The organism is Sphingorhabdus sp. EL138 (assembly GCF_900258045.1).
Classification (GTDB): domain Bacteria; phylum Pseudomonadota; class Alphaproteobacteria; order Sphingomonadales; family Sphingomonadaceae; genus Parasphingorhabdus.
The window spans coordinates 94527-106311 of sequence record NZ_OGVD01000004.1 but is presented as its reverse complement, the minus strand read 5'-3'; the positions used below and the strand labels follow the sequence as shown (position 1 = coordinate 106311).

4 protein-coding genes are annotated in these 11785 nt (G+C 54.7%); 1 reads left to right on the top strand and 3 read right to left on the bottom strand.

What is annotated here, in order from left to right:
- Positions 1-115: 115 nt before the first annotated feature.
- The gene (locus tag DK507_RS10415) at positions 116-1057 is read left to right on the top strand and encodes a LysR family transcriptional regulator (RefSeq protein ID WP_109356350.1); all 942 of its coding nucleotides are present in this window, start codon (positions 116-118) and stop codon (positions 1055-1057) included.
- Between the two features lie 342 nt (positions 1058-1399).
- Here DK507_RS10415 and DK507_RS10405 read toward each other — a convergent pair whose 3' ends face one another.
- From DK507_RS10405 to DK507_RS10390, 3 genes are all read right to left on the bottom strand, one after another.
- Positions 1400-2191 (bottom strand): EAL domain-containing protein, encoded by a 792-nt coding sequence (locus tag DK507_RS10405; RefSeq protein WP_162559003.1) that lies wholly within the window; start codon positions 2189-2191, stop codon positions 1400-1402.
- A 19-nt stretch (positions 2192-2210) separates the two neighbouring features.
- Positions 2211-2684, bottom strand: coding sequence for an invasion associated locus B family protein (locus tag DK507_RS10400; RefSeq protein ID WP_301950674.1), 474 nt, complete (start codon positions 2682-2684; stop codon positions 2211-2213).
- Between the two features lie 347 nt (positions 2685-3031).
- The gene (locus DK507_RS10390) at positions 3032-11566 is read right to left on the bottom strand and encodes a hypothetical protein (protein WP_109356346.1); all 8535 of its coding nucleotides are present in this window, start codon (positions 11564-11566) and stop codon (positions 3032-3034) included.
- Positions 11567-11785 lie beyond the last annotated feature (219 nt).

Below are 11785 nucleotides of genomic sequence, written 5' to 3'. Positions count from 1 at the left end.
TTATAACCTAACCATACCTACCCTATTTCCTTCAGAAACTACCCGTAATGAGCTTTGCATTTTTTCCGTACGCATCGGAAAAGACCGGAACGAAATCGGGATTGACGGGTAACCAATGGAACTTTCACGTCTTCAGGTCTTTCTGGCTGTCATGGATTCTCGCAACTTTGCGAGGGCTGCTGACTTAGTGGGCATCTCACAACCGGCCATTAGCAAAAATATCAAAAAGCTTGAGGACCATCTGGATGTAAAACTGTTCGAACGCGGTCGCCATGGGGCTGAACCAACCAAATATGCACAGGCGATTGAACAGCGTGCAAAACTGCTGCTGACAGAAAGTCGCCTGATACAGGGAGAAGTCGAAGCACTGCGAGACTCACACAAAGGGCAGTTGATGATAGGCGGAGCTCCTCCATTCATGCCCAAAATATTACCCGAAGCACTATATCTGTTTCGCAGACGCTGGCCCGATGTCCATATCAACATTGACCACGGGCTGTCCCCGAACCTGTTTCCGGCATTAGAGCGCGGCGAGTTTGATTTTATTGTTTCGCTACCGCCTGCACAATTGTTGCATAGCGAGCTAACCAGCATAGAGTTAATGTATAAGCATGAACAACGACTAGTGATACGCAGGGATCACCCCCTCAGCGAGACCGATCACATCAGTCTTGAACAGCTTGCAGAATATCCATGGATCGTCACACGCGGTCTTGGTAACTGGAAGAAAATCAGCAGCGCCTTTCTGATGGCCGGGTTGGAGCCACCCAAAATAGCTGCGGAAACCAGCTCTGACACTCTCACCAAAGCAATGATTACACAAGACAACTACATCTGCGCGCTCAACAATAACATTTTTGCGTTGGAAGAGAAAAACGGCATTTTGATCGGAATATCCCATCCTTCGCTGTTTGAACCGCGCCAAGCCTACATAACATATCGGCGCCGTAGCCCCCTGTCCGCTCCAGCACGAAACATGATCGAGATCATTAAAAACTCTATCAAACAGTCCATTGGAGATGATTCCAAAAATGGTCAAAGCCCGAGACTGCAATAGTATATGTGCCAAGGAAATCTCCTTCATCCACGCCGATCGAATCGAACCACTCTCCTGTTGATCACTCGTCAGCACCGGCCTGCTCGATCCTAACCTTCCTAACTATTGCCCAAATATCTTTTTAACTTTTGCTGACGTTGCATACGTTTTGAATAGCCCTACATCAGCAACCAAAAAACGACCGGAACGGCCCAAAGAGCCAGAGAACTCACAAATATTATTGCAGCGCTCTTCCGGACGCTAAATCTCCATTCGGAGCCAACATCATCCGCATACGTAAGGTCACGAGTTTGCGATTTGTTTGGTTTTGGATTCACATCCAGTGATAAATCAACCATAATCTCAATCCTCTGCACCCAAAGCTTTCAAACACAGATCACGCTGTTTTTGTTTGTCCTTGTCCCACCTTATTGATTGCTGTGGGCGGGCAACCTGCGCGACACCAAGCACATTGCCTTGTCCATGGGTTGCCCCAGCTTTCAATGCCGCTTTGAGATGACTGTAAGATTCGACACCTTCTGCAACCACAATAGGAGCGATTGTTCGGGCAAGACCCACCAGATGATGATAGGTATCGCGATAACGAAGGCCACTATCTGCACGCCACAGGAAAGACTTATTTATCTTGATGATATCGGGTTCCATTGTCATCATCGCATGAAAAGAGGAATGCCCTACGCCAAAATCCTCCAGCGCCAGGAGGCATCCGGCGTTGCGCAGCTTTTTGAGCAACAGCATAGTTGATGGCGCTTTGCGGAATTCTTCAACATCATGAATTTCCAGTATCAGTCGGCCCGCGATATCAGGACGGCCAGCAAGCATATTGAGTTGCTCTTTCCACCAACCATCTTTTAAAAACGAACGTGCTGAAATACTACAACCCAAAGCGGGCGTAGCAGGGGTGGCCAGCAGTTCTAGAACGACTCCCACGATGTGTTGATCAAATCTTTGTCCGATTTGAGCTATATTATTGTTCTTCAGATATTCGTCGGTTTCTACGACAGATCCATCGGCGTCATGGAACACCGCTAAACACTCATGATAAAATATGTCGCTGCAATGGTTATAGATAGCGTCATCATCCAAGACTGCCACCGGCTGATAGGATTCCTGAAAAGCTTCGGTCAACTTCAAGATCCGATCTTCCTTCACTCTATCTAGCCGATCCCTGCCGGAAAGCAGTATATCGGGAGGCAAAATCCTGTAGATCGAAATTGAACGAATAATATTTTCTGTCGGCAAAATTTTGAAACGCAACACGAAGTACGCCGCCGCCCAGCAAGCGGTCCAGCAATCGTTTTTCCAACTTCACAAAACCACTGCATCCATTCGCACGACAGGTTAGCAGGCTCGTCCGGAACGCCTGCTGCCCATCAATTTGCAGAACCACGCCACGTTCAAGCCCCATGCCGAGCGGGATCAGATATTCCAACACTGGTGTGCGCCCGACCATATAGATATTCAGATTAGTCACTATCCCTTGACCGTTGTTGATGGTGTTGCTCATGTTGCAATCACCTTTGCGACATGAGACTTGCCAATCCGATGGCAGTGTTTGCTGCGCCGCAGTGGGGATGGCCTGAAAGGCAAGTAGCAGAACAGCAAACACAAGGATCCGAGATATCATCATGGCCAATACGCGCTGCCTACCCGATCCGGATACAAAGCTTACTGCGACCCGCAAGATCGGTGTCGCAAATAAAAGCTTGGGTTTGCCTTTGGAGCACGAAAACCATCGACTGAGGCAAATATTGCATTGCCTTAATCTCAAAGCCGGCACCAATCAGTGCCGACATAGCCGGTCCAGGCGATTGCGTCTGGGGTGTAGGGGCATCTTCATTGGAAGATGTTTGCGCGTTCGCCTGGACCGTAATGCATAGCCCTGTAATCAGGGCCGATAGGGCTATGCAATAGCGAGTATTTTTGACTGGTTTGATCATTGTCTTACTCTGTTTTCTTTCATCGAATTTACAATTAGAATTCCATCGCTATTCCGGCACCGACGGCCACATCACCCTGTGATGTAATACCGACACTGGTCCGTCCGACGACATTCTCACTAAACCGGCCATTAGCACCAAATGCCCAGCCGCCTTCGCCGTTAAACGCGCCGAAGGCACCGCCGATTGAGAATTTACCTTCCTCAGAAAGTTGAGGGATGTTGGCAATTGCAGTGGCCAGCGCAACACCAGCGGTGTTTCGGTTATCCCTGTCGTTCAGTTCGTTGAAACGGTTCCGGACATCAGCACCAAGCTTGTTGTAAGTCACAGCACCGTCAGCGATGTTTCGGGTATTGATAGCGCCGTCAGCAATATCGACTGAAGTGATAGAACCATCCCTTATGTTGATGACATTGGGACCGTTCACATTGGTGTCAGACCCTCCAACAACCGTAATGTTACCCGCCACTTGCCCGGTAAGATCAGCAACAGTAACCGAACGCATATCACCTTCAGCATTGATACTGACGATCCGATCGCTGGTTACGTCACCGTTTTGCAATACGCCTTGAGCAGTGATGGTAGATGTTGCCGTGCCCAGCACCACTTGATCGACCATCCGGGTTTGAGCGCCTGCACCGACCGCCGTGGAATTGGAAAATGTTGCCTGAGCACCATTACCCACAGCAGTAGAGTTTTCCCCGGTAGCCTGCGTGTTGTAACCAAGCGCTGTTGCATTGCCGCCAGTCGCAACCGATTCATTACCAAAGGCATTATTGTTGCTGGTACCGTCGGGCATGTTGTTTGCGTCAACACCGGCGCGAGAATTGTCACCCACGGCCGTACCGCCTCCAGCCGCAGCTGACCCTGCCCCCACGGCAGTTGAGGCAAAGGCGGTCGCCCCGGCACCTACAGCCGTCGTATTGTCACCCTGCGCAGAGGCATTGTGACCGAAGGCAGCGGAGTCTGTACCAAGCGCTTGGGCATTCTGGCCCACAGCTACCGAATTTTCTCCCGACGCAACAGCGTCGGCCGGATCCGTATTGTCAGCCCGGAAATATTTAATACCACCGCCATTATTGATATTCGTGATCGCGGTCGTATTGCTGTCAATATCGGTCCGGTTGTCGGCAATATTGGTCGTATTTGTATCAATATCGGTACGGTTGCCCGCAATGTTGGTTGTGTTCGTATCGATATCGGTACGGTTGTTTGCGATGTTGGTTGTGTTCGTATCGATATCAGTACGGTTGTTTGCGATATTCGTCTCGTTCACCGTCACGCGGTTGTCGAGGTTGTCAATATCCGTCCTGTTCTGATCGATATCCGTACGATTATTCGCAATATTCGTCTCGTTCGTGGTCACCCGATTGTCGAGATTTGTTATATTAGTTGTGTTGTTTGCGATATTGGTTGTGTTGATATCGACCTGGTCCGTCACCTCTTGAAATGCGTCGGTCACGTTGTCAGCAGTTCCGCCACTAGGCGTTGTGAACGATGGCAAAGTTCCTGCCAGCACATCACCACTACCCACCAGAGCATCAATATTGGTTGTCACACCAAAGAGCTGTGAACCATTTAGCGCTTCGTTGGACGATGCCGTCACCGCACCATTGGCCACACCAATTAGCCTACGATTAGCACCAGCAAGGTTACTGAACAGCACCTCGGTGCCATTGGTTGTTGCACCTACCGTGATAGGAGCGACATTGGCGGCACCGGGAACACCGGCTTGCTGAACCAGTCCGACATTACCGTTGGTAATATTGGTAATATCAGCATCGATTTCATCAAACACCGACTGTACGGTCGTCTGTGGAGCCGCATCATAGGTGAAACCACCCGACACTACACCCGTTGCCGGATCATAAGCACTCGTGCCGCCCAATGTGGACGCCGTTGTATTACCTTGCATAGTGGTGATGTTGTCCTGCGCCGCAATTGCCGCGCCAACATTATCATAGTTTGCGGTACCAACCGTATAGGTCGGAGCCGTAAAGGCACCGGTAACAGGATCAACCGCTGCACCGCCGCCAAAGGCCGTTGCGCCAGCCTGCGCAACAGCGTTCAGCTGCGCAACATTCACGGCTTCATCAGCTTCAGCCCCGGCTGCCACGCCCTGGATTCTGCGATTTCCCACACCTACTACGCCGTTAGCAGGAGCCGCTGTTGCCGTGGCATAGGCAGCATCTGTTGAGGCAGATGTTATCGTACCAAAACCAAGTGCTACATCACCCACATTGGTCGCCGAAGCGCGGAAACCCAATGCCGTGGCGTTTGCCGCATTGGCCCTTGCATCAGACCCGATGGCAGCCGCATTGGCAGCACTGGCCTGTGCACCAAAACCGAGAGCCGTCGCATTGCTGCCATTGGCCAACGCATCATTACCGATTGCTGTTGCCTGCGAAGCATTGGCTTGCGAACCAAAGCCGCCTGCCACAGCGTCCGTACCCGCATTAGATGGATCAGCATCCGATGCCGCATTTTCCGATTGGAAAGCACCGGTCGTACCAGTTGCGACCTGATCGACAATCTCAGCCACAGCAAATAGCTGCGAACCGTTGACCGCATCAGTTGACGATGCTGCAACACTGCCCGCCGCGACATTAGCAATCACGCGCTCATTACCCGCGCTGCCGACCGATACAAGCCCGGCTGCCGTACCACCGGCAAAAGGCCCAAAGACTGTACCGTTGACACCGGTAAAGTCTGCAGTGCTGGTGGCAACCGCAGTAGCGTCCGAACCGGCACCCAGCGCGACATTGTCAGCGCCAGCTGTCGAACCGAAGCCAATCGCTGTGGCGTCTTCCGCATTGGCCGTTGCCGTTGCACCCAACGCTGTAGCCCGAAGTCCATTGGCACGGCTTTGCGTACCTACTCCGGTCGCATCAACCGCATTAGCCTGTGTCCCGAAACCGATTGCCACTGCATTTGTGTCATTGGCACGGCTTTGCGTACCTAACGCGGTGGCATTGGTTCCAACCGATTGTGCACCAGTACCAGTTGCGACAGAGTTTTCGCCCAGCGCCCGCGAAGACGAACCTAAAGCTGTCGAATTAGGTCCATTGGATTGGGCGTCAAAGCCAAAAGCAGAACCGTTTTCACCAAAGATTTGCGAGTTCGCACCAATGGCTGTCGACCGATTGGCAAAGGCACGAGCGTTGAAGCCGAATGCAGCTGCATTCTCCGCATTGGCACGGCTATCATTACCGACCGCAGTTGCTTGAAGAGCATTGGCCTGCGCTCCGAAACCACCAGCCACTGAATCGGTGCCCGTGTTCGATGGATCGGCGTCCACCGCCGCATTCTCAGCACGGAAGGCACCGGTCGCGCCATTGGTTATGTTCGTAATATTGGTTGTGTTGGTATCGACCCCGGTCGTCACCTCCTGAAACGCGTCAGTGATATTGTTCGCAGTGCCACCATTGGGTGTTGCAAAGCTAATCGCATTGGTCGAACCATCGTCGTTGAAGTAATTCTGCCCGATCAAGGTGTCAGCCAGATTGCTTGCCGCGATGAGCTGGCGAGCGTTGATAGCATCGGTTGATGTTGCAGAGATTATCCCGTCTGCCACACCAGTCAACCTGCGTTCATTGCCCGCCAGATTGGTGAAGTCAGCCACTGTACCGTTGGTCTGAGCACCCACGGTGATCGCCGCCGCGTTGCCTGCGCCTGGAACACCGGCCTGCCGAACGAGTCCGACATTACCGTTGTTTATGTTCGTAATATTGGTCGTGTTCGTGTCAACCTGCGTCGTGACTTCCTGAAAAGCCTCGGTCACATCATCGGCGGTACCACCATTGGGTGTTGTGAAGCTTGGCAGAGTTCCAGCCAGCACATTGCCGCTACCAACCAAGGCATCGATGTTATTGGTCACACTGGCAAGCTGCGATCCGTTAATCGCTTCATCTGAGGCTGCCGTTACCGCACCATCAGATACGCCTGACAACACGCGTGTACCGGCGGTACCATCAAATTGTACCTCTGTACCATTATTTGCCGCTGCAACCGTAATCGGTGCACCGGGCGTTGCCTGCCGTACCAATCCCGCACCGCCGTTGTTAATGTTGGTGATGTCTGTGGAAATCTCGTCAAACACAGCCTGAACAGTTGTTTGAGCATTGCTGTCATAGGTAAAGCCGCCCGTCACTGCACCAGTCGCCGCGTTGTAGGCACTTGTACCGCCCAAAACAGAGGCGGTAGTATTACCCTGGTTCGTGACAATCGTGTCTTGCGCATTGAGCGCGCCGCCAACATTGGTTTGCGCAACCGTACCAACGGTCGCAATGGTTGCGCCCGTCGCGTTGCCAGCGGCATCAATCAGGTCAGCCGCCCCCAACAGCGCGTCAAACTGATCTGCCTGATCAGAAAGTTGCGCCACATTCACCGCTTCATCAGCCTCGGCACCGGCGGCGACACCTTGAAGCCGGCGGTCACCGAATGCTACAACACCACTTGCTGGCGTACCGCTCCCGGTTCCATAAGCATTGTTAGCGGATGCTTGAGTTACCGAGCCGGCACCAATAGCAACGCTAAACAACTCGGTTGCCCTCGCGCCATTACCCAGAGCGATACCAAAGTCGGCGGTTGCACCGGCATTCTCCCCCAATGCAGTGGCACTTAGGGCGCTGGCTACCGAATTGCTTCCCAAAGATACAGCGCTGTCGCCAGTGGACATTGCAGAAGCACCCAGCGCTACGCCATTAGTGGAATTTGCGCCTTGGCCGATTGCTATGCCATTTACGCCGGTAGCACTGGCGACAGAGCCAATGGCGATTGTAGTATCAGCCGCTGCGCTTGATCGATTACCGAGTGCAACAGAAGCGACACCAGAAGCGTTAGCAATATTCCCCAATGCAAGCGATAGGTCGCCCGAAGCCACCGCAGAATCACCGCCAGCAGACGCCTTATCTCCGGAGGCCAAGGGTGCGACTGTGGCTGAAACGTTGCTCGTAACGAAATCACCTCCCGCGCTCGCTAACCCTGCTGTGGCTTCTATTGCCTCTTGAACCGTTGTGTAAGCGGTACCACCTACCGTCGCGACCGTGCCATTTGTAAGATTACCATTGGCATCAATTAGATTGTTACTGCCTATCAGCGCATCAAGCTGATCCGCCTGATCCGAAAGCTGCGCAACATTGACCGCATCGGTGGCGTTTACGCCGCCCGATACGCCTTGAATGCGGCGGTCACCGACGGCGACCACGCTAGCAGGAGCGGCGGTTTGTGTACCGTAAGCCGCACCGCCGACAGCGCCGGTGACCGACCCCGCACCCAGCGCAACATCGCCGACATTGGTGCTAGCAGATGCACCAAAACCGATCGCTGTCGCGTTTCCACCTGTGGCAACAGCTGTGTTGCCAAAAGCATTGTTGTTATTCGTCCCATCAGGGGCACCGCCAACGACACCCGCCAGCGCGCCGTCACCTACGGCCGTTCCGCCACCGGCTGCCAATGCACCGGTGCCCAGGGCGGTAGAGCCGAAAGCACGGGCACCGGTACCTATTGCGATCGCATTTGGTGCCGTTGTTGTCGCAGCATCAGCATCACCAGCCGCCGCGCCTTGGCCAATTGCAATCGTGCCATTGTCAAATGCAGTCGCGCCATCGCCCAGTGCGAGCGCGCTGTCGCCTGTTGCCACAGCCGCGTTACCGCCTGCCGAAGAGTCCGCACCATTGGACTGCGCGGCCGTACCAGTTGTTCCATCGGTGGTAAAATCACCGCCGCCAGAGCCGCCGGTCATCGCAGCCGCCTCAATCGCCTCTTGAACCGTTGTATATGCCGTACCACCAACCGTCGCGACTGTACCGCCGGTCTGGTTACCATTGGCATCGATCAGATTGTTGCTGCCAAGCAACGCGTCAATCTGGTCTGCTTGATCGGAAAGCTGCGCAACATTGACGGCGTCGGTGGCATTTACACCGCCCGAAACACCCTGGATGCGGCGATTGCCAATCGCAAACGCACTGGCTGGCGCTGCTGCCTGCGTACCATAAGCCAGACCGCCGATCGCGCCGGTTGTCGAACCTTGGCCAAGGGCCACATCACCCGCAGCCGTGGCGGTCGCATCCCGACCAATTGCAACCGCATTGTCGCCCGAAGCCGTTGAGTCAAAACCTGCCGCTATGGAGAAAGCACCGCTGGCTTCTGCACGAAGACCAATCGCCGTCGCAGCTTGAGATGTTGCCTCTGCAAATGCACCAAGCGCCAGTGAACGACTAGCTGAGGCAACCGCCCCCTCTCCGCCTGCCGAAGCCCCGGTACCAGCCGCTACAGTGGGTGCACCGCCACTGAGAGGATCGCTCAGGAAATCACCACCACCGGATCCTCCGGTCATGGCCGCTGCTTCAATCGCTTCCTGAACCGTCGTGTAGGCTGTGCCGCCAACAGTGGCGACTGTAGCATTGGTCCGGTTACCATTGGCGTCGATCAGATTGTTGCTGCCGATCAGCGCATCAATCTGGTCCGCCTGATCCGTCAGCTGCGCCACGTTAACGGCATCAGTGCCATTCACACCACCAGAAACACCCTGGATCCGGCGGTTACCGATAGCCAGAACGCTTGCCGGGGCTGCAGTTCCTGTACCATAGGCCGCGCCGCCTATTGCAGCAGTTATCGAACCGGAACCCAGTGCCACGCTATTGTTCGCACTTGCGGTCGCACCAGCACCAAGTGCCAACGAACGAACGCCAGACGCAACAGCGCCATCACCACCAGCCGATGCATCGTCACCGGAAGCTGCAGCGGCAACCGTAGTCGACACCACGCTGGTTGCAAAATCACCGCCGCCCGAACCGGCAAGCCCGGCAGCAGCCTCAATCGCCGATTGAACGGTGGTGTAGTTTGTTCCACCCACCGTCGCGACTGTAGCATTGGTCAAGTTACCATTGGCGTCGACCAAATTGTTGCTGCCAATCAATGCGTCAATCTGATCCGCCTGATCAGAAAGCTGCGCAACATTGACCGCATCAGTAGCATTTACACCGCCTGATAGATTTTGAATGCGCCGCTCATTACCCGCCGTACCAATGGAAACGACCGAGCCTGGTGCCGCGGCCTGTGTACCATAAGCCACACCGCCAGCCACACCTGTGACCGATAACGCACCCAGCGCCACATCAAAGTCATTTTGAGCATCGGCACTCGCACCTATGGCGGTGCCACCCAAGCGGCGCGCTCCACTGTTAGAACCAAAAGCCGAAGCGTTCTCCGCAAAGGCTACCGTTTGATGACCAACCGCAACAGCTTCCTCACTCTCCGCTCTACTTCCAGCCCCAACTGCCGTTGAAAGATTGCCAGTTGCCATGGAACTGGAGCCGACGGCCACGGCAACACCCGTCGTCGCCTGTGCGGCATTGCCCAAAGCCAGTGCGCTATCCCCCGAAGCTACCGCTCCATCGCCACCAGCAGAGGCGTTATTTCCGGACGCAACCGGCGCGACATAGGGCGCGGTTTGATCGGAGACAAAATCACCTGCGCCCGGTCCGGCGGCCTGAAGCGCATCAATATCGGTATCAATCGCGTCAAACACCGCCTGAACATCTGAACGCGCGCCTTCATAGGTAAAGGGATTGGCGACAGCATTGCCGGCGGCATCAACCAAGTCGCCTGAACTTAGCAGATTGTCGATGACCGTGACCTGGTCGGTAAGTTGCGAAACATTGACCGCATCATTGCCATCTGCGCCCGGCGCAACATTTGTGATGCGCCGAACAGGATAGGCACCGCCGCCGACCGATACTTGAGTCTGCACCGTCGCACCACCGACACCATAAGCCGTCGCAGCGACCGGGGCAGCATTGGTTGCCGCAGCGCCAAGGGCGACATTACCCGCAGTGCCACTGGCATTTGCGGTGCTGCCAAGTGCCGTTCCGTCCAAAATAGTGGCCATCGAAGTTTGACCAAGCGCGACTGCATTCTCGGCATTTGCCTCAGCCAATAGTCCGACGGCGGTAGCCCGAGTAGCGGTAGCCTGAGCTAGTCGGCCCAATGCGTTCGATGCCTGTCCGGTAGCCCTTGCACTGGTCCCAATGGCGGTACCAGCATTTTCCGCCCGCGCATCGAATCCGATTGCGGCAGATCTAGCGCCTATCGCCTGAACATTTCTACCAATTGCCAGGCTCTCGAAACCACTCGCAACAGCATTTCTCCCTATTGCCACGGCATTTTCCGCACTAGCTTGAGCGGTATGGCCGAGGGCTAGAGCCTCCGTGCCGGTTGCTGTTGCAGCGGTACCACAGGCAAAAGACCTATCACCATCAGCCTCCGCACCGTCATCTGGGACTCCCGCGCCACCCGAACCACTACCGTCGTCAACAGTGGCACAAGTCGCCCCCGCCATCGCCGTATCGGTGGGCACGACCAGCATCGTGCCCGCAAACATGGTGGACAGCGCCATCGCTGCCGCACTGGTGCCCGCAAACAGGCTGCCAAATAAGCGCGAAGAAGGCGCGTAGCTGCCTGCACCGCCATCGACTTTTACAACGCGACCACCGTGGCTCTGGTGAAAGATGCTCTCACGGAAATCATTGGCGCCGAAATCGTCGGATTTGATGGTTGATACAGTCACTGAAAATTCTCCCTGAACTTCAAAAAATAGATGCTGGAATATTATGGAATTGGATGAGGAGCTTGCGCCACCGGCCTAACCCGTTCGGGCAGGCTGCCGACTTGAGCCGAATCGCCCTGAGCCGAATCGAATGATCGCAAAAAACGGATGATCGAAGCTGGTATCAACGCTGTAGCCCGCAGAAACGCGAGACAGGGTGTGAAACCAGCCGATTCAGAA